Raw genomic sequence first — 18,384 nt, 5'->3', positions numbered from 1 at the left:
TTTCACAACTCTCTCAATTACCGCTAGATTGAACATCATGACTCATCAGACCAGTTAACTTCACCGGAGAGTGCAATGACGGCCTACCCTACGCTGCTTTCCCCGCTCGATCTTGGCTTCACGACGTTAAAGAACCGCGTGGTGATGGGCTCCATGCATACCGGTCTGGAAGAGCACCCAAACGGTACGTCAAGGCTGGCGGCATTTTATCGCGAGCGAGCACAAGGCGGCGTTGGCCTGATTGTCACAGGCGGCATTGCGCCAAACGCCAAAGGTGCCGTTGCCAAAGGCGGGGCGACCCTACATGACGAGGCACAGCTCGCGCATCATCAGGTATTGACGCAGGCCGTACATGAAGCGGGCGGGAAAATTGCGCTGCAAATTCTCCACGCCGGACGCTACAGCTATCAGCCCGATCCGGTCGCGCCATCGGCCATTCAGGCACCGATTAACCGCTTTGCACCACGGGCGATGAGTACGCAGGATATTGTGCAAACCATCGATGACTTTGCCCGTTGTGCGACGTTAGCGCAGCAGGCAGGCTACGATGGCGTGGAAATTATGGGGTCGGAAGGCTATCTGATTAATCAGTTTCTGGTCACGCATACCAACCATCGTGATGACGAATGGGGCGGTGATTTTCAACGCCGCTGCCGCTTTGCGCTTGAGATTGTTCGCGCCGTGCGGGAACGAACGGGATCAGATTTCATCCTGATTTACCGTTTATCGATGCTCGACCTGATAGAAGAAGGCTCAAGCTGGCAAGAAATCGTGCAGTTGGCGCAGGCGGTAGAACAGGCTGGCGCCACCCTCATCAATACCGGCATCGGCTGGCATGAAGCACGTATCCCGACTATCGCCACGCTGGTGCCGCGCGGCGCATTCGGCTGGGTGACGAAGAAATTGATGGGAAAAGTCCGCATCCCGCTGATTACCACTAACCGCATCAACGATCCCGGCGTGGCGGAACAACTGCTGGCAGAGGGCTACGCCGACATGGTGTCGATGGCTCGCCCTTTTCTCGCCGATGCCGATCTGGTGGCGAAAGCGCAGTCAGGGCGCAGCGATGAAATCAATACCTGCATCGGCTGCAATCAGGCCTGTCTCGATCAGATTTTCGCCGGTAAGGTCACGTCCTGTCTGGTCAACCCACGTGCCTGTCACGAAACCGAGCTGCCTATCCACCCCGCCAGAGTCGGTAAACGCTTTGCGGTGGTCGGCGCAGGGCCTGCCGGTATGGCCTTTGCCGTTAACGCTGCTACACGCGGCCATCAGGTTACGCTGTTTGAATCCTCTTCTTATATCGGCGGCCAGTTCAATATTGCCAAACAGATCCCCGGCAAAACCGAATTTTATGAAACGCTGCGCTACTATCGACGACAGCTCGAACTGCTCGGCGTCACGCTACGCCTTAGCACGCAGGCGACTCCCACTGATTTACTCGGTTTTGATGATGTGATTCTGGCCTGCGGCATCGTGCCACGGACTCCCGAGATTGCAGGTATCGATCATCCTAGCGTGCTGAGCTATCTGGACGTGCTGCGCGACAAAAAAACCGTCGGCAAGCGGGTCGCCATTATCGGCGCAGGCGGCATCGGTTTTGATACCGCGCACTATCTTCTAAATAAAAAGAACGTTCCTGGCGGGAATCATCGCCTGAATCCCCATCCTTCTCAGGCTGGGGCCGGCGACTTTTATGCAGAATGGGGCATTGATACGCAGTTGCTGCACCGGGGAGGCCTTCTGCCCCAACAATCCGGCGAGCTTCCCCACCAGCGGGACATTACGTTATTACAGCGGAAGACCGGCAAACCCGGTGAAAATTTAGGGAAAACGACAGGTTGGATACACCGTACCACGCTGCTGCGCCACGGCGTAACGCTGCTCGGCGGCGTGGAATATCACCATATTGATGATGAAGGGCTGCACATTATCCACGGCCAGCAAATGCGCTGTCTGCCAGTAGATAACATCATTATTTGCGCCGGTCAGGAGCCCAATCGTGCACTTTACGACCCCTTATTGGCGGCCGGATGTCACGTTCACCTGATTGGCGGTGCCGATGTGGCACAAGAATTAGACGCACGCCGGGCGATCGATCAGGCTACCCGGCTGGCGTTAACATTATAGGTAATTTAGCGGGACGACCCCGTTTTCACCGCACGTAGTATGACGAACTTCGTATTGCTGGCGACGGTTTCACAGTTGCCGAACAGACGCTTCAGCTTGTGGAAATAATCCAGATGGCGATTCCCCACGATGCGCAATTCTCCGCCAACCTGAAGACAGCGGCGAGCATCCATAAACATCTGCCAGGCAATTTCATCCGTCACCGCGTGTTGCTGGTGGAATGGCGGATTACACAAGACCGCCTGTAACGTATCTCGCTTAACGCGCGCCAATCCGTTATTCACCACAAAGCTACAGCGCTCGACATCCTGCGGGCAGTTGACCTCAACGTTCATCTGGCTCGATGCCACCGCCATGTAGGACTCATCGAAGAAACCCACAGTGGCGTCCGGGTTAGCTTTCAGCGCTGCCAGCCCAATCACGCCGTTGCCACAACCGAGATCGATGATCTTACCGTCGATGTGTTCCGGCAAATGCTGCATAAAGAAACGCGCGCCGATATCCAACCCATTACGCGAATACACGTTAGCCTGGTTCTGAATACGATAGCCGTAACCCTCGAGCTCCCACTCGACAGTAAGTGACTGCTCACTCACTTTCAACTCTGCCCACTCACAGTGAACCAGGCGCGCCTTTTTCCAGGCCAGCGAGGTTTTCGTCGGCCCCATCACACGTTCAAACAGTTGCAGAGTAGACGTGTGAATATCCTTCGCTTTCGCACCAGCGATGATACGTGTTTGCGGCGTGACAACCTTACGCAACATTCTCAACTGATGTTCCAGCAGCGCGATCGTTTTGGGGATCTTTATCACCACCAGCGCGGGTGCTGCGGGCAACTCCGCCATACTATCCAATAGCGTTACCGTAGCGGCATCGTAACCATTCAATTCCAGATTGTGTCGCGTTGCCAGTTGGCTCAGATAAGAGTCACTGATACTGACCGGCGATTGCGCCTGCAAGCCGCAGGCCAGCGCGCCAAACGTATCATTGAAAATCAAACGCGGGCCCGGCGCAATTTCCATCGTGGACAGCTCACGCAGCAGGTATTCATCTGCGGCATCCCACGCCTGTAGCGCCGAGTTTTCAGCGACCTGAGGGTAGCGCACCAACGTCAGGTTGCACGTTTCCAATTCGAGTTGGCTCATTGGCCTCTCCTGCATCATAAAATTTGCGCTGTTTATCCCTTAAAATAGTCCGTCAGTAAATGCTTTTCTCTGCCGGATCCGGAAATGATTGACGTTGCCTTGTCATTTCACCGTGATAATCTCCCTAGTCATCACAAATCCCTTCAGGATACCAAACGCTTATGATTCGCTTCGCTATTGTAGGAACCAGTTGGATCACCCGTCAGTTTGTTGATGCCGCACACGAAACCGGCAAGTTGAAGCTCACCGCCATCTATTCACGCACAGCAGAAAAGGCGCAGCCGTTTCAGGCCGATTACATGGTGGATACGATCTTTGATTCACTGGACGCCATGGCGAAATCTGATCTGATCGACGCCGTGTATCTGGCAAGCCCTAACTCATTGCATTGCGAACAGGCACTGCTCTTCCTGAGCCATGGCAAGCATGTCATCTGTGAAAAACCGCTGGCTTCCAACCGCTATGAAGTCGAACAGATGATCGCCTGCGCCAGAGAAAATCAGGTTGTGCTCTTTGAAGCGTTCAAAACCGCCAGCCTGCCCAATTTTAGCGTGATCCAGCAGGCGCTGCCAAAAGTCGGCCGGTTGCGTAAAGTGGTGCTGAATTACTGCCAGTATTCCTCACGCTACCCGCGTTATCTGGCGGGCGAGAACCCCAATACGTTTAATCCGGCGTTCTCCAATGGCTCCATCATGGATATCGGCTACTACTGCTTAGCCTTCGCCGTGGCGCTGTGGGGCGAACCATGCTCCACTAAGGCCAGCGCGACGCTATTGGAAAGCGGCGTAGATGCACATGGCAGCGTCATCCTGAATTACGGCGATTTCGATGTCACCCTCATCCATTCCAAAGTCAGCCATTCCACGATACCCAGTGAAATTCAGGGGGAAGACGGTTCACTGGTGATTGAAAAAGTCTCCGAATGCCATAACGTGAAATTCATTCCGCGTGAAGGGAAACAGTTGGATCTCAGCCAGCCGCAGCATATCAACAGCATGCTGTACGAAGCAGACGTCTTTGCCACGCTGGTCAACAATAACGACATCAACCATGCGGAACTGGCACGATCGCGCACCGTTGCTGGGCTACTGACGGAAATTCGCCGCCAAACTGGCGTCGTGTTTCCTGCCGACGCCGCTGCGCCGGGAAATGCAGAGTAAGACAACGATAATTATTTGACCAAGATCATCTTTTCACCTATCTTCTGTCATGCAAAGGGGAGTAACTTTTTCGCCAGCTAATCGTCATTACGATGCGTTCCGCATCCGGTTACTGGGCAACTTTGATGAAAAGCTCAATTCTTGATGAGACAGCTTCATTAATGTTGTAAGTGAGACCTTGCCGGAAGGCGAGGTGCATTTGCAGCTTTAATAATAAGCGGCCAACGTCCTTCCGACGTTGGCCGTTTTTGTTTCTATTTAAGGATCTTGCTATGCACACCATCGGCACGCCATGGTTATGGGGCAGCTTCGCTGCCATTGTTATAGTGATGCTGGCCATCGACCTGCTCTATCAAGGGCGCAAAGGATCGACGGTAATGACGTTCAAGCAGGCTGCCGTCTGGTCTATCATCTGGGTTACGCTCTCGCTGCTGTTCAACGCTGGTTTCTGGTGGTATCTGGACGGCACGATGGGCCGCGAAGTAGCCAATGCCCAGTCGCTAGCCTTCCTGACCGGTTATTTGATCGAGAAAGCGCTTGCCGTCGATAACGTCTTCGTCTGGCTGATGCTGTTCGGTTACTTCGCCGTTCCCCCACAATACCAACGTCGCGTGCTGATTTACGGCGTGTTAGGCGCCATCGTTCTCAGAACGCTGATGGTGTTTGGCGGCAGTTGGCTGGTCACGCAGTTCCAGTGGCTGCTCTACGTGTTCGGCGCGTTCCTGCTGTTCACCGGCCTGAAAATGGCGCTGGCGAAAGAAGATGACGGAGCGGTCGGCGACAAGCCGCTGGTACGCTGGCTGCGTAGCCGTTTACGCATGACGGATACCATCGAGAACGAAAAGTTTTTCGTCCGTCGCAACGGCATCCTGTATGCCACGCCGCTATTTCTGGTGCTGATTATGGTTGAAATCAGCGACGTGATTTTCGCCGTAGACAGTATCCCGGCTATTTTCGCCGTCACAACCGATCCCTTTATCGTGCTGACGTCGAACCTGTTCGCTATTCTGGGCCTGCGTGCGATGTACTTCCTGCTGGCTGGCGTAGCTGAACGTTTCTCGCTGTTGAAATATGGCCTGGCCGTCATCCTGATCTTCATTGGTACCAAGATGATGCTCATCGACATTTTCCATATTCCGGTAGCGATTTCTCTGGGCATGGTTGCCAGCATTCTGATTATTACCATGCTGATCAACGTCTGGGTCAACAAACGCGCTGGGCGTTAATCTTTCCCCTCCTCTCTGCACGGTTCTCGCCGTGCGGAGACACGTTATTCGCCACATTTTTGCGCGAAAATCGGCGTAATACAGTAAAAAAAACCATCATTACTTTTCTCAAAAATAAATTTTCATATACTGGCATACGCAAACACACATCGTTACGGAAAGAAAAAGCCACCCGGCATAGGCCAGAGGTGTCAGCTCCGTACAGACAACTACTTAGTGGAACGGTTATCCCGTCAAAATTATGAACACTCAACAGTCTCGTTTTTTGCAGTACATTACGCACGGCAGCCTGGTTAAACAGATCCTGTTAGGCCTTTGCGCTGGTATTATTTTAGCTTCACTATCTACACAGGCCGCACTAGCCGTCGGGTTATTAGGTACCCTGTTCGTCGGCGCATTAAAAGCCGTCGCCCCCGTGCTGGTGCTCATGCTGGTGATGGCTTCAATTGCTAATCATCAGCAAGGGCAAAAAACCAATATCCGCCCCATTCTGGTTCTTTATCTTATCGGCACTTTCTCTGCCGCTTTTGTTGCGGTGGTATTAAGTGTTGGTTTTCCCTCTACGCTGGCACTGAGTTCACAAGCCACTGATATCACACCTCCTTCAGGTATTATTGAGGTGTTAAAAGGCTTGTTAATGAGCGTAGTCGCCAACCCGATTCACGCGCTGTTGAATGCGAACTACATCGGTATTCTGGTCTGGGCGGTTGGGTTAGGTCTCGCTTTCCGCCATGGTTCGGCTTCCACAAAAAACCTGATCAGCGATGCATCTCATGCCGTCACGGCGATTGTGCGTGTCGTGATTCGCTTCGCCCCGCTGGGCATCTTTGGCCTAGTTGCGTCAACGCTGGCGGAAACTGGCTTCGGCGCGCTCTGGGGCTATGCGCATCTACTGATGGTGCTGATTGGCGGTATGCTACTGGTCGCGCTGGTGATCAACCCGCTGATCGTTTACTGGAAGATTCGTAGTAATCCTTATCCGCTGGTATTTCGCTGCCTGCGCGAAAGTGGCGTGACGGCGTTCTTCACTCGCAGTTCTGCCGCTAACATCCCAGTAAATATGGAATTGTGCCGCAAGCTGAACCTGAATGAAGATAGTTATTCAGTGGCTATCCCGTTAGGTGCCACTATCAATATGGCGGGTGCAGCCATTACGGTAACGGTTCTGACGTTAGCCGCCGTTCATACGCTAGGGATTCAAGTTGATATCGCTACCGCATTATTACTGAGCGTGGTGGCATCCATTTGCGCCTGTGGTGCATCAGGCGTGGCGGGTGGATCGCTGCTGCTGATTCCGTTGGCATGCAGCATGTTTGGCATTTCCAATGACATTGCCATGCAAGTGGTTGCGGTTGGTTTCATCATCGGCGTTTTGCAGGACTCTGCCGAAACCGCGCTCAACTCCTCAACCGACGTGATTTTTACCGCCGCCGTCTGTCAGGCGGAAGACGCTAAGCTGGCGGAAAAAGAGCGTTTGAATTTGCTGTAACGGATTAGGGTAATTATCCCTCTTTCTCTAACGCCGTTCGCTTTAAAACGAGCGGCGTTAACGTAATGAGATACCTTCGAAATTACGCTTTCTTCTCTACGCTAAAAGGATCGATGCCGCGCTGCTGCATGCGCCAAAAGCGGATGATGTTAAAGCCGTTCATCAGCAGGAAACTCCCTTCGATCAGCGATCCACCAATCGACCCCAGCCAGATATTGTGTACTACCCAGCAAGCGGTTGAGCACCACATTACGCAGCGCGTCGTCAGCCCAGAAGTGCGGAACAACGCCCAGGTACTGGCAACCGTACCCGCTATCGGTAGCAGTTCCATCGCATGGTGCATGCCCGACAAACCAAAGAGCAGCGTCAGTGAGATAAAGACAAACATCACGAGGATGTTGTGCGTTTTCAGTGAGATTAACGTACGTGCCGAGTTCAACAATGCACTGGCACCCGCTGCATTTGCCCCCATCAGGAAAAAATGTAGACCAATGACGGCGCTGTATGCCGAGAGCTGTATTTTGAATTTTTGATCGTTACGGTTGAAAAACATGGTGATACCGACCAGAAATGCCAGTACACCAACAGACTGGGCAATCCAATACTGTGTCATGATCCCTGCCTCTAAAAGTTGCTGCGAAAAAAAACGGCGCCATCATAAAAATGAAACGCCGTTTTATTTTAATTGGAATGGATAATATTTACAACGTCACACCGCTCTTAAATATGGCTAATTCACGGAAGTCGTTCACTTCATTCTTCGTCCGCTTGCCGTCAGCAATCTCGACAATTAGCTCGACAAACTGACTCAGCAGTTCGTCCATCGGCATGTCGTGGATCAGACGCCCCGCATCGAAATCAATCCAGTGCGGTTTTTTCTTCGCCAGTTCGCTGTTGGTCGCCAGTTTTACGGTAGGTACGAAGCCGCCGTAAGGCGTGCCGCGTCCGGTACTGAACAGCACCATATGGCAACCGGCTCCCGCCAGCGCGCTGGTTGCGACGGCATCATTCCCCGGCGCGCTGAGCAGGTTGAGCCCCGGAGTATGTAAGCGCTCACCATATTTCAGTACGTCAACCACTTTGCTCTGTCCGGCTTTTTGCGTACAGCCCAGTGATTTCTCTTCCAGCGTGGTGATCCCCCCCGCCTTGTTACCCGGCGATGGGTTCTCGTAAATCGGCTGGTCGTGCGCGATGAAATACTGTTTGAAATCATTAACCATGTGCACGGTTTTCTCAAACGTCGCTTCATCACGGCAGCGGCTCATCAGAATACGTTCCGCACCGAACATTTCTGGCACTTCGGTCAGCACGGTCGTACCGCCGTTGGCGATCAGATAGTCGGAGAAACGGCCTAACAGCGGGTTGGCCGTAATCCCAGACAGCCCATCAGAGCCACCACATTCCAGACCAAATTTCAGTTCGCTCAGCTTACCCGGCTCACGTTTGTCATGACGCATCGCCTCATACAGCGTATGCAGACGCTCCAGACCGGCTTCAACTTCATCGTCCTGCTGCTGGCACACCATGAACGTTACGCGATCGGAATCAAAATCGCCCAGCGTCGTGCGGAATGCATCAACCTGATTGTTCTCACAGCCCAGACCGATCACCAACACAGCCCCCGCATTCGGGTGACGCACCATGTTTTGCAGCATCGTACGGGTATTTTCGTGATCCTGACCAAGCTGTGAGCAGCCGAAGGTATGACTAAACAGATAAACGCCGTCGATACCTTCCGCGTCATGGGTTTCTTTTAGGAAACGCTGCTGAATCTGGCGTGCGATCCCGTTCACGCAACCGACGGTTGGCAGGATCCACAACTCATTGCGGATACCGACATCGCCATTTTTGCGACGATAGAGCTGCACGTCCCGATCGCCCATTTGCGGCGGCAGGTCGATAAACTCAGGCTGGTATTGATATTCATCCAGATCGCTCAGATTGGTTTTCGCATTCTGGGAATGAATGTGTTCTCCGGGGGCAATAGACACCAACGCATGGCCGATCGGCAGGCCATACTTGGTAATCATTTCTCCCGGCGCGATGGTTTCCAGCGCGAACTTGTGTCCGCGCACGACAGGTTGCTGAAGTGTCACCGTATGGCTATCCACCGACACCGTTTCGCCTTGTTCAACATCACGCAAGGCGACAGCCACATTGTCCAGAGAATGAATTTTTATAATACTTTGCATGGATAACCCTTCTTGCTGATTAGCAATAACCTTCCACGGCTGCGCGCATGCCGCGCTCAACGATGGTTTGCAACTGTTCAGTCACCTGCGCAGCCAGACCAGGAACCTGTGTTAAATCCTGTTCCCAGTGATCGGCATCACACAGCACAACATTCACCAGCTCAGCCAAGCTGACGGTGTTCTCTTTTACGCCTGACCATAGCGTGGAATAACGCTCCAGCCAGTGCGCATCGTCCTGCAACGGATAGGTTTGTAACGCATCACCTTCACCGCTGCGCTCGCCGCGATAGAACGCAATCAAGGCCGCCAGCGCAAACGTCAGACGCGCAGGCAATTCACCGTGGCGTTCACGGTAGGTCAGCAGTTGCGGCAGAATACGGGTGCGGAATTTGGTCATACCATTCAGCGAGATAGATAACAGTTGATGCTGAATGAAGGGGTTACGGAAACGGCTTAATACGGCCTGAGCAAACGAGGTCAGTTCGTCATGGGGTAAATCCAATACCGGCACAATTTCTTCGGCAATGGTTTTTTCTACGAATTTGCCAATCAGGGCATCATCCATCGACTCGCCAACGGTATCCAAACCCGCGAGGAACGCGACTGGCACCAGCGCAGTGTGGGCGCCATTGAGAATCGCCACTTTACGTTCTTTATACGGTTTGATGTCATCAACGATACGAACGTTCAGATCCAGCTTGTTCAAACGCAACTCTTCCGCCAGCCACTGTGGCCCTTGAATCACGAACAGGTAGAAATGTTCTGCCGTGTCCCAGAAGGTATCCTTGTAGCCCATTTCCTGTTCGAGTGCTTCAACTTCGGCACGTGGGTAACCCGTCACAATGCGGTCTACCAGCGTCGAGCAGAAGGTGTTGTGATCGTTCAGCCAGGCGGTAAACGTTGGCGTCAGTTTCCACTGTTCGGCATAGCGCAGCACCAGCGCTTTCAACGCCACGCCGTTGTAATCAATCAGCTCGCACGGCAGCAGCACCCAGCCTTTATCCGCCGCGCCGTCAAAATGACAGAAGCGCTCATACAACAGGCGGGTTAATTTCGCTGGGAAGCTGACAGGCGGTGCGTCGCTGAGGCGATCTTCTGCATGATAGCTGATACCCGCTTCGGTAGTATTGGAGAACACGAAACGAATATTTGGATCGTGTGCCAGCGCCAGATAGTCATCGAACTGACGGTACACGTTGATTTCACGGTTTACCGAACGGATCAGACGGGGTTCACGCACGGCCTCGCCCTGCTCGTTCAGACCACGAATGATGGTGGTGTACAACCCATCCTGGGTATCCAGCGCGGGCGGGAAATCAGAATCGATCGGGCGAACAACGACAATGCCCGCATCCAGATCGGTGTGTTCATTCAGCAAATCCAACTGCCAGTCGACGAAGGCACGCAGGAAGTTACCTTCACCAAACTGGATAACGCGATCCGGGTGTTGACGACCGGGGAAGTTACGACGATTTAACGTTTGCATTAACAGGCTACCTCAGGACGAATCTCACATTCAGGGCATGACCGAACCACCGTCATCCTTGCCCTGCTATATTCATATTCACCCGCACCGAATCACCACCAGTGCCGATGACAAAGGACCGAGACACTGGGAACCGCGGCGTAAGCCCCTGTGGGAATCTTACTGCCGCGCCCCCGCACAATTCACACCCTACGACGCGGTGGAATTACAACTCGATGGCAAAATAGTTTTTAGCGTTATCGAAACTGATGTTTTTCACCATTTCGCCCAGCAATGGCAGATCGGCAGGCGCTTCGCCATCTTCCACCCAGCGGCCAATCATCTGGCATAGAATGCGGCGGAAATATTCATGGCGGGTATAAGACAGGAAGCTACGGCTATCCGTCAGCATACCGACGAAACGGCTTAGCAGACCAAGCTGCGCAAGCTGGGTCATCTGGCGTTGCATACCGTCTTTCTGATCGTTGAACCACCAGCCGGAACCGAACTGCATCTTGCCCGGCATCCCTTCCCCCTGGAAGTTACCGATCATGGTGCCGAGCACTTCGTTATCGCGCGGATTCAGGCAGTAAAGGATAGTTTTCGGCAGCAAGTTTTCTTCATTCTGCTTGCTGAGCAGACGAGACAGTTCCTGAGCCAACGGACGGTCGTTGATGGAATCAAAGCCCACGTCCGGCCCCAGAAGCTTGAACTGACGCAGGTTATTGTTGCGCAGTGCACCAATGTGGTACTGCTGCACCCAGCCGCGACGCGCATATTCCGCCCCCAGCCAAACCAGCACGCCAGTCTTGAACTGCGCCACTTCATGTTCGCTCAGCGTTTCACCAGAAAGACGGCGTGCCAGAATGCTGTCCAGCGTTGCCTCATCGGCTTCCGCAAACATCACCACATCCAGCGCGTGGTCAGACACTTTACAGCCGTGCGCCGCGAAGTGATCCAGACGCTTGGTCAACGCCGCTTGCAGATCGCTGAAACGACGGATATCGGTGTCAGACACCTCACCTAACTTCGCCATATAGTCGTTGAAGGTTGCCAGTTCAATGTTGAACGCTTTGTCTGGGCGCCAGCTCGGCAGCACTTTGATAGAGAAGCTTGAATCCTGAGCAACAGTTTTATGGTGGCGCAGATCGTCAATCGGATCGTCCGTCGTGCCGACCATTTTCACGTTCATCTGCTGCATGATGCCGCGCGCAGTAAAATCATCACGCTCCAGCATGGCATTACAGCGATCCCAAATGTCTTTTGCTGTGCTTGGCGACAGCAGCGTGCCAGTGACGCCAAATGGGCGGCGCAGTTCCAGATGTGTCCAGTGATAAAGCGGGTTGCCGATGGTGTGCGGCACGGTAGCAGCCCAGGCTTCAAATTTTTCCCAGTCGCTGGCATCGCCCGTACACAAACGCTCAGGCACACCGTTGGTGCGCATCGCACGCCACTTGTAGTGATCGCCTTTCAACCAGATGTCATACAAATTTTTGAAGCGATAGTTTTCCGCGATCTGTTCAGGCGGCAGATGGCAGTGGTAGTCAAATATCGGCTGGTCGACGGCGTACTCATGATAAAGACGACGGGCAAATTCACTGTCTAACAGAAAATCTTCACTCAGAAACTGGGGCATGTTTTCTTCCTTACCGTGCTTCTTGTGCACCAAATTAGTTGACCGTTAAAAGATATCACACCAATTATGCGCGATATCTCACAGTATTTGTGAGGTCATGATCGCAAAAATGTAACAAGCAGTACAATAAATCGGCACACACCGCCTTAAACCGCTCGTCTCTCTCGATTTCAGCGAACAATTCATTATTCCGCATAAAAATAATGGTTTTGTGATGTCACTCAACTTTTAAAGCTGTATGACAAATTATTGTAGCGCTGCCTTAAGCAGGGATTCAATCGCTATCTCACAAAGAGAAGGGTTTTCCTGCTCAGCACAACAACAAAACGTGTCGTACCACATTGCAAGACACCGCACACCGTGACGCTACTCAAGAGCCACACTGTGTTTTTATTGACTCGGAGAGAAAGTTAAATGCGTAAAATCAAAGGATTACGCTGGTATATGATCGGCCTGGTGACCATTGGTACCGTGCTGGGATACCTGACGCGTAATGCAATTTCTGTTGCCGCCCCGACGCTACAGGATCAATTGCATATCACCACACAGCAATATTCTTACATCGTTGCTGCCTACTCAGCTTGTTATACCATTATGCAACCCATCGCCGGTTATGTGCTGGATCTGCTAGGGACTAAAATCGGTTATGCCATGTTTGCCATTCTGTGGGCCATCTTTTGCATGGGAACCGCATTGGCGAACAGTTGGGGAGGGTTGGCTATCGCCCGTGGTGCGGTCGGTATGGCAGAAGCGGCGATGATCCCTGCCGGTCTGAAAGCCAGCAGCGAATGGTTTCCGGCAAAAGAGCGTTCTGTCGCAGTGGGTTACTTCAACGTGGGGTCATCCATCGGTGCAATGATCGCGCCGCCGCTGGTGGTGTGGGCGATTGTGGCACACAGCTGGGAAATGGCCTTTATCATTACCGGTGCGCTGAGCCTGACCTGGGCCATCTGCTGGCTCGTGTTCTATAAACACCCGAAAGATCAGAAGAAACTCAGCGACGAAGAGCGCGACTATATTCTCAGCGGACAGGAAGCGCAGCACCAAACCAATAACGCGAAGAAAATGTCTGCCTGGCAGATCCTGCGTAACCGTCAATTCTGGGGTATCGCGCTGCCGCGTTTTCTGGCTGAGCCGGCCTGGGGAACGTTCAACGCGTGGATCCCGCTATTCATGTTTAAAGCCTACGGCTTTAACCTGAAAGAAATCGCCATGTTCGCGTGGATGCCAATGCTGTTCGCCGATATCGGCTGCATTCTGGGTGGCTATCTGCCGATGCTGTTCCAGAAATATTTCAAAGTGAACCTGATCGTTTCCCGCAAGCTGGTGGTGACCATGGGGGCGATACTGATGATTGCACCGGGGATGATCGGGCTGTTCTCTAGCCCTTACGTCGCCATCGCGCTGCTGTGCGTCGGCGGTTTCGCGCACCAGTCGCTGTCCGGCGCGCTGATTACGCTGTCATCCGACGTCTTTGGCCGTAATGAAGTCGCCACGGCAAACGGTTTAACCGGTATGGCGGCCTGGATGGCAAGCACCATGTTTGCGCTGGTTGTAGGCGCGCTGGCCGATACGCTGGGCTTTAGCCCGCTGTTTGCTGCACTGGCGGTATTTGACCTATTAGGTGCTGTCGTCATCTGGACGGTGTTGAAAAACCAACCTGCGTCAGAAGTCGCTGCCGCGGCTGAAACTTTGAAAGAAGCCAACCAGCACTGATAATCCCTGCATTATCCTGACTCATCCGGTATGATCGGATACTGGGTGAGTCACCTTTCCCGCAAGAACACACTGCGATAACTGTGACCGCAACATTGGTTGCTGCTATCATTAAGTGGTATAACAAATCATTCCTCAAAGATTAACGAGATAGACACTCAGGCCCTGACGTGGCACATGGACCGTCATCTATCGAGAGTAGACATCATCATGGCACTCACTGAACCCCGACGGCTATACCAGCAGTTAGCCGCAGAATTAAAACAGCGCATCGAAAGCGGTATGTACCAGGTCGGCGAAAAATTACCGGCAGAACGCTATATTTCTGAAGAAATGAACGTCAGCCGCACCGTGGTGCGCGAAGCCATCATCATGCTGGAAGTCGAAGGGTACGTTGAAGTACGCAAGGGTTCAGGCATTCACGTTATTTCCAACCAGCAGAAGAACCCGTTCATTAATAGCGGCGATAGTGAATTCGTCGCAGCCGGCCCGTTTGAGCTACTTCAGGCTCGTCAACTCATTGAAAGCAATATTGCTGAATTTGCGGCCACGCAGGTCACCCGTCAGGACATCATCCAACTGATGGAAATTCAGGAGTATGCGCGTCAGGAAGATCGCTTCCGTGATTCTCAGTGGGATCTGAAATTCCACGTTCAAGTCGCGCTGGCAACACAAAACTCTGCGATGGCGACCATCGTCGAAAAAATGTGGAGCCAACGGATCCACAATCCTTACTGGCGCAAACTGCATGAGCACATTGACGACAAGTCGATAGAAAGCTGGTGCGAAGAGCACGACCGCATTCTTAAAGCACTGATTCGCAAAGATCCTTACGCCGCCAAGCTGGCCATGTGGCAACATCTGGAAAACACCAAACAGATGCTGTTTCGCGCCACGACGGACGATTTCGAGTTTAACGTCGATCGCTATATGTTCGCCGAGAACCCGGTCGTTCACCTCGACCAAATACACGCCGCTAAGTCTTAACGCGATTTTTACCCCTTGTTTTAAACGAGGGGTAACTTTCTGAGCACACTGGAAAAGGTCAGAAAACGTTGATTTCTGTCAGCGAGTGTAAAATATCGCAGAAACCCCCACTTTTCCTCGAAAAATCCCCCTAAACCGCCTCAGTTGTCGTAATATTTTTCTGTCTCAGTAACACCTATTTTGTTACAGTTAACGCGTCTTTCTTACGCTTAATCCGTCGCTTTGGATGTAAAGTCAGCCAAGACCAAACAATCCCTAACCGCCTGTTTATCGGGTTCGCAGCGAAAAGCCAGCATCAAGTCAGACACCTGCATCATTATTGGGCGGTATCAAACAGAGATCATAAAAAAATCATAATCCTGCGCCCTGATATACCCTAAATAATTCGAGTTTCAGGCAACTTGAAGTATGACGGGTATAACACTGTATTCGCTCTTATCATGTCCAGAAGCGTGATCGTCGCCAAGGCTAAAATGCAACAGCAGTATTAGGAATACCGGATGGAATTAATCAAAGAACTGTTAAACGCACTCTGGCATCAGGATTTCAATATTTTAGCCGACCCGAAGCTGGTATGGACCATCTACATCTTGCTGTTTTTGATTATTTTTCTGGAAAATGGCCTGCTCCCCGCCGCTTTCCTGCCTGGCGATAGCCTGCTCATCTTGGTCGGCGTCCTCATTGCCAAAGGCACAATGAATTACCCTTTCACTGTATTTCTCCTGACGACAGCCGCCAGTCTCGGTTGTTGGGCCAGCTACATCCAGGGAAGATGGCTTGGCAATACGGGAGTGGTTCAGGGCTGGCTCTCACATTTGCCCGCGCACTATCACCAACGCGCCCACCAGCTATTCCACCGTCATGGTCTGTCCGCACTATTAGTTGGCCGCTTTCTGGCTTTTGTCAGAACGTTATTACCGACCATCGCCGGCTTGTCAGGCTTGAATAACGCGCGCTTCCAATTTTTCAATTGGATGAGCGGGTTCCTGTGGGTATTTATTTTGGTTACGCTGGGCTTCGCCTTAGGGAAAACAACGATTTTCCTGAAATATGAAGACGAGCTAATGCTCTGCCTGATGATGCTACCGCTGGCGCTGCTGTTTATCGGACTATTTGGCTCGCTCTTTGTCCTGTGGCGTAAAAAGCGTGATGCGAAAGCAAGTAACGTAGAAAAAGGAAGCTAACCGTGTCAATCCGCTGGCTATTCCCTAAACTTACGCCCAGAAAAATAGGCCGCATACTGATATTGCTTGCCCTGCCCATTATCGCCTTGACGCAATCCCAGTCGCTGCGTCATTCTCAGGACGATGCGATGCTACACATCAAGCCTGACGATGGTGCCGCGCTGCCAGATGGCTTTTACGTGTATCAGCGTCTTAATGAAAAAGGCATTGCGATCAAAAGTATTACACCAGAGCAAGATAGCCTGATCGTCCGCCTCGCCTCGCCAGAGCAAAGTGTCGCTGCCAGAGATGTTCTGCGATTATCTCTACCTAAAGTCACTATTACTGCGCAGCAGGCGACAACTCAGACACCATTCTGGCAGCAAAAGCTGACACAGAAACAATCCAAATTGGGATGATGTAGATAAAGCTATTTCCATGCGACATGGCATTATTTGTCCGGTTTTCCGGCCACGCACTGGCGAATACCGCCAATCAGGTGGAAAGCAGTCAGCAGAAAGCGCAGGATATTCAGCGCCAAATCGATGATGACGCCGAGAAGGTCCTCAAGCGCAAAAGAAAGCGGGCTGAGGCCGAGCAGGAATTACGCGCAGCGGAACATGCCGCATCGCAATAACCCATCAATATGTTATCCCTATAAAACACACAGCAATTGTTCGTTTTACATTCAAAAACCAAATCACTAAAATTTACAGCGAGTTATCAGAATTGTCCGTACCCATTTGAGCAGCATAAATTTCAGCTTCAGCTATAGTTAATGCTCAGGTTTATAACATGAGGGTTATTAATATGGCTAAAGATCAAAATTCTGAGTCTCTACGTGCTGAATTGAAATCACTGGCGGACACGCTGGAAGAAGTATTAAGCACCTCCAGCGATAAATCTAAAGCGGAACTCGACAAACTGCGCAATAAGGCAGAAAGCGCACTGAAAGAAACCCGCAGCCGCCTGAGCGATACCGGTGAGCGCATCGCTTCCCACACCAAAGAAGCGGTTGAATCGGCGGACGACTATGTACGCCAGAACCCATGGACCGGTGTCGGTATTGGTGCCGCTGTCGGCGTCGTACTTGGCGTGCTGCTGTCTCGTCGCTGATAACGACTAGCGGATTGTTATGACGGATAAATCACAACAAGGCCCCGCAAGCGGGGTCATGGCTTCTGCTCAGCGCATCATCTCCATTATTGTCAGCATAGTGGAAAGCCGTGTCCGACTCGCCGTCATTGAATTAGAGGAAGAAAAAACCAATCTGATTCAGTTGCTGATGATGGTCGGCCTGACGCTGCTGTTTGCCGCTTTTGGCATTATGAGCCTGATTGCGCTGATCATCTGGGGCATTGACCCACAATATCGTCTCTTTGCTTTGGGGTGTATCACCGCCACACTGCTTGGACTGGCGCTGATAGGTGGCATCTGGACACTCCTGAAGGTACGTCGTTCCACCCTGCTCAAAGCTACACGTAAGGAGTTGGCAACGGACAGGTCACTGCTGGAGGACGATCCCAAATGAACCAGCGTCAGCAGCGAGACAGAGAAAAAGCCCTGCTACTGCGCCAGATACAGCAGCAACGGCTGGATTTATCGGCAGGTAAGAAACACTGGCTGGATAGCACCGCTCGTTACGATCGCGGCTGGCAAAGCCTGATGCAATGGCGTAAATACTGGGTTGTTGGTTCCAGTCTCATCGCGCTCTATGGCGTGCGCCACCCCAGCCGTATGATTCGCTGGGGACGCCGCCTCGTCGGGCTGTGGGGAACATTCAAGCTCGTGCGCAAAACGTTTAATACTCGTCCGTAATTCTTCCCATCTCATCGGCGAGCCGCCTTTGCTATACGCCATTATTCACTTCAATTTTGCCTGACGCGCTCACGTCATTGCAGCGCGTTCTTGCATCCTTCATTGAACATCAATTTTTCTGAAATACAGCAACAATTATACTCGCTGGTAGCCTAAATCATCTCTCTATATTATCTGCCCATAACCTGATGGCGGGCCAATTTTTCAGACAACACCTGCTACAAAAAACACAACAGGGCGATATAGCCCACAACAAA

Annotated in this window: 17 protein-coding genes; 12 read left to right on the top strand and 5 right to left on the bottom strand. The window is 52.1% G+C overall.

Going from position 1 to position 18,384, the window contains the following annotated elements:
- Positions 1 to 75: 75 nt before the first annotated feature.
- Positions 76 to 2,130 carry an NADPH-dependent 2,4-dienoyl-CoA reductase gene (locus H0247_RS12765; protein ID WP_180742879.1) on the top strand — a complete coding sequence of 685 codons (2,055 nt, stop codon included), beginning with the start codon at positions 76 to 78 and terminating at the stop codon, positions 2,128 to 2,130.
- A gap of 5 nt (positions 2,131 to 2,135) precedes the next feature.
- On the opposite strand, the gene rlmG is transcribed toward H0247_RS12765, so the two are convergent.
- The gene (rlmG, locus tag H0247_RS12760) at positions 2,136 to 3,275 is read right to left on the bottom strand and encodes a 23S rRNA (guanine(1835)-N(2))-methyltransferase RlmG (protein WP_180742878.1); all 1,140 of its coding nucleotides are present in this window, start codon (positions 3,273 to 3,275) and stop codon (positions 2,136 to 2,138) included.
- A 161-nt stretch (positions 3,276 to 3,436) separates the two neighbouring features.
- On the opposite strand from rlmG, the gene H0247_RS12755 reads away from it, so the two are divergent.
- The 3 genes from H0247_RS12755 (at position 3,437) to sstT (ending at position 7,150) form a co-directional block, all read left to right on the top strand.
- On the top strand, positions 3,437 to 4,435 hold the full coding sequence (locus H0247_RS12755) for a Gfo/Idh/MocA family protein (protein ID WP_180742877.1): 999 nt from the start codon (positions 3,437 to 3,439) through the stop codon (positions 4,433 to 4,435).
- Between the two features lie 272 nt (positions 4,436 to 4,707).
- Positions 4,708 to 5,661: a TerC family protein gene (locus H0247_RS12750; protein WP_180742876.1), complete on the top strand. Its 954-nt coding sequence runs from the start codon at positions 4,708 to 4,710 to the stop codon at positions 5,659 to 5,661.
- A 241-nt stretch (positions 5,662 to 5,902) separates the two neighbouring features.
- A complete protein-coding gene (gene sstT / locus H0247_RS12745) occupies positions 5,903 to 7,150 on the top strand; it encodes a serine/threonine transporter SstT (protein WP_180742875.1) in 1,248 nt (415 codons plus the stop codon).
- A gap of 82 nt (positions 7,151 to 7,232) precedes the next feature.
- Here the strand turns inward: sstT and H0247_RS12740 are convergent, their stop codons facing one another.
- From H0247_RS12740 to uxaC, 4 genes are all read right to left on the bottom strand, one after another.
- Complete coding sequence (locus H0247_RS12740) at positions 7,233 to 7,763, bottom strand: YgjV family protein (RefSeq protein WP_180742874.1); 531 nt, start codon at positions 7,761 to 7,763, stop codon at positions 7,233 to 7,235.
- 88 nt (positions 7,764 to 7,851) lie between these two features.
- A complete protein-coding gene (locus H0247_RS12735; RefSeq protein WP_180742873.1) occupies positions 7,852 to 9,342 on the bottom strand; it encodes a UxaA family hydrolase in 1,491 nt (496 codons plus the stop codon).
- A gap of 19 nt (positions 9,343 to 9,361) precedes the next feature.
- Entirely contained in the window at positions 9,362 to 10,828 is a 1,467-nt protein-coding gene (locus tag H0247_RS12730) for a tagaturonate reductase (protein WP_180742872.1), read from the bottom strand.
- A gap of 205 nt (positions 10,829 to 11,033) precedes the next feature.
- Positions 11,034 to 12,443 carry a glucuronate isomerase gene (uxaC, locus tag H0247_RS12725; protein ID WP_180742871.1) on the bottom strand — a complete coding sequence of 470 codons (1,410 nt, stop codon included), beginning with the start codon at positions 12,441 to 12,443 and terminating at the stop codon, positions 11,034 to 11,036.
- A 414-nt stretch (positions 12,444 to 12,857) separates the two neighbouring features.
- On the opposite strand from uxaC, the gene H0247_RS12720 reads away from it, so the two are divergent.
- The 8 genes from H0247_RS12720 (at position 12,858) to H0247_RS12685 (ending at position 18,127) form a co-directional block, all read left to right on the top strand.
- Positions 12,858 to 14,159 (top strand): MFS transporter, encoded by a 1,302-nt coding sequence (locus H0247_RS12720; protein WP_180742870.1) that lies wholly within the window; start codon positions 12,858 to 12,860, stop codon positions 14,157 to 14,159.
- Between the two features lie 210 nt (positions 14,160 to 14,369).
- The gene (exuR, locus tag H0247_RS12715) at positions 14,370 to 15,146 is read left to right on the top strand and encodes a transcriptional regulator ExuR (protein ID WP_180742869.1); all 777 of its coding nucleotides are present in this window, start codon (positions 14,370 to 14,372) and stop codon (positions 15,144 to 15,146) included.
- Positions 15,147 to 15,646: 500 nt separating this feature from the next.
- Positions 15,647 to 16,330 (top strand): DedA family protein, encoded by a 684-nt coding sequence (locus H0247_RS12710; RefSeq protein ID WP_180742868.1) that lies wholly within the window; start codon positions 15,647 to 15,649, stop codon positions 16,328 to 16,330.
- Between the two features lie 2 nt (positions 16,331 to 16,332).
- On the top strand, positions 16,333 to 16,728 hold the full coding sequence (gene mzrA, locus H0247_RS12705; RefSeq protein ID WP_180742867.1) for an EnvZ/OmpR regulon moderator MzrA: 396 nt from the start codon (positions 16,333 to 16,335) through the stop codon (positions 16,726 to 16,728).
- 26 nt (positions 16,729 to 16,754) lie between these two features.
- A complete protein-coding gene (locus H0247_RS12700) occupies positions 16,755 to 16,946 on the top strand; it encodes a hypothetical protein (RefSeq protein WP_219606743.1) in 192 nt (63 codons plus the stop codon).
- 173 nt (positions 16,947 to 17,119) lie between these two features.
- Positions 17,120 to 17,425: a YqjD family protein gene (locus tag H0247_RS12695; RefSeq protein WP_180742866.1), complete on the top strand. Its 306-nt coding sequence runs from the start codon at positions 17,120 to 17,122 to the stop codon at positions 17,423 to 17,425.
- Between the two features lie 19 nt (positions 17,426 to 17,444).
- Positions 17,445 to 17,840 (top strand): phage holin family protein, encoded by a 396-nt coding sequence (locus H0247_RS12690; RefSeq protein ID WP_180742865.1) that lies wholly within the window; start codon positions 17,445 to 17,447, stop codon positions 17,838 to 17,840.
- A complete protein-coding gene (locus H0247_RS12685) occupies positions 17,837 to 18,127 on the top strand; it encodes a YqjK-like family protein (RefSeq protein WP_180742864.1) in 291 nt (96 codons plus the stop codon). Before H0247_RS12690 ends, H0247_RS12685 begins: the two co-directional genes overlap by 4 nt.
- The last annotated feature ends 257 nt before the right edge of the window (positions 18,128 to 18,384 follow it).

Source organism: Pectobacterium sp. CFBP8739, from assembly GCF_013449375.1.
Lineage (GTDB): Bacteria > Pseudomonadota > Gammaproteobacteria > Enterobacterales > Enterobacteriaceae > Pectobacterium.
The sequence above is the reverse complement of the archived record's forward strand: the minus strand, read 5'-3'. Positions and strand labels throughout refer to the sequence as shown.

Coding starts and splice junctions, on each gene's coding strand:
- H0247_RS12765 (WP_180742879.1), top strand. CDS start 76: ATGACGGCCTACCCTACGCTGCTTTCCCCGCTCGATCTTGGCTTCACG.
- rlmG (WP_180742878.1), bottom strand. CDS start 3,275: ATGAGCCAACTCGAATTGGAAACGTGCAACCTGACGTTGGTGCGCTAC.
- H0247_RS12755 (WP_180742877.1), top strand. CDS start 3,437: ATGATTCGCTTCGCTATTGTAGGAACCAGTTGGATCACCCGTCAGTTT.
- H0247_RS12750 (WP_180742876.1), top strand. CDS start 4,708: ATGCACACCATCGGCACGCCATGGTTATGGGGCAGCTTCGCTGCCATT.
- sstT (WP_180742875.1), top strand. CDS start 5,903: ATGAACACTCAACAGTCTCGTTTTTTGCAGTACATTACGCACGGCAGC.
- H0247_RS12740 (WP_180742874.1), bottom strand. CDS start 7,763: ATGACACAGTATTGGATTGCCCAGTCTGTTGGTGTACTGGCATTTCTG.
- H0247_RS12735 (WP_180742873.1), bottom strand. CDS start 9,342: ATGCAAAGTATTATAAAAATTCATTCTCTGGACAATGTGGCTGTCGCC.
- H0247_RS12730 (WP_180742872.1), bottom strand. CDS start 10,828: ATGCAAACGTTAAATCGTCGTAACTTCCCCGGTCGTCAACACCCGGAT.
- uxaC (WP_180742871.1), bottom strand. CDS start 12,443: ATGCCCCAGTTTCTGAGTGAAGATTTTCTGTTAGACAGTGAATTTGCC.
- H0247_RS12720 (WP_180742870.1), top strand. CDS start 12,858: ATGCGTAAAATCAAAGGATTACGCTGGTATATGATCGGCCTGGTGACC.
- exuR (WP_180742869.1), top strand. CDS start 14,370: ATGGCACTCACTGAACCCCGACGGCTATACCAGCAGTTAGCCGCAGAA.
- H0247_RS12710 (WP_180742868.1), top strand. CDS start 15,647: ATGGAATTAATCAAAGAACTGTTAAACGCACTCTGGCATCAGGATTTC.
- H0247_RS12700 (WP_219606743.1), top strand. CDS start 16,755: ATGGCATTATTTGTCCGGTTTTCCGGCCACGCACTGGCGAATACCGCC.
- H0247_RS12695 (WP_180742866.1), top strand. CDS start 17,120: ATGGCTAAAGATCAAAATTCTGAGTCTCTACGTGCTGAATTGAAATCA.
- H0247_RS12690 (WP_180742865.1), top strand. CDS start 17,445: ATGACGGATAAATCACAACAAGGCCCCGCAAGCGGGGTCATGGCTTCT.
- H0247_RS12685 (WP_180742864.1), top strand. CDS start 17,837: ATGAACCAGCGTCAGCAGCGAGACAGAGAAAAAGCCCTGCTACTGCGC.